This window comes from Pseudomonas sp. AC463, from assembly GCF_979253585.1.
The window spans coordinates 1-276 of the sequence record NZ_CEEDDZ010000551.1 but is presented as its reverse complement, the minus strand read 5'-3'; the positions used below and the strand labels follow the sequence as shown (position 1 = coordinate 276).

The window sequence follows — 276 nt, the reverse complement described above, 5'->3', positions numbered from 1 at the left end:
CGAGGACGTGAAGCCATAACAGCGTCGCAAGCGAGCCGATCGGCGTGAGCTTGGGACCCAGATCGCAGCCGATGACGTTGGCATAAATCATCGCTTCCTTGATCGCGCCCGTGGCGTGGGTGGCGTCGATCGACAGCGCCCCCACCAGCACGGTCGGCATGTTGTTCATCACCGACGACAGGACGGCCGCGATCACACCTGTGCCGAACGCGGCGCCCCACACGCCGCCTTGAGCGGTGCGATCGAGCAGCGCGGCCAGATGGTCGGTCAGGCCCG

The 276-nt window shown here is 66.3% G+C and carries 1 protein-coding gene; it reads right to left on the bottom strand.

From position 1 onward, the window contains the following. Nucleotides 1-276: ArsB/NhaD family transporter (locus AC0IYH_RS31370; protein ID WP_471838127.1), on the bottom strand; the 276-nt coding region annotated here is incomplete at both ends.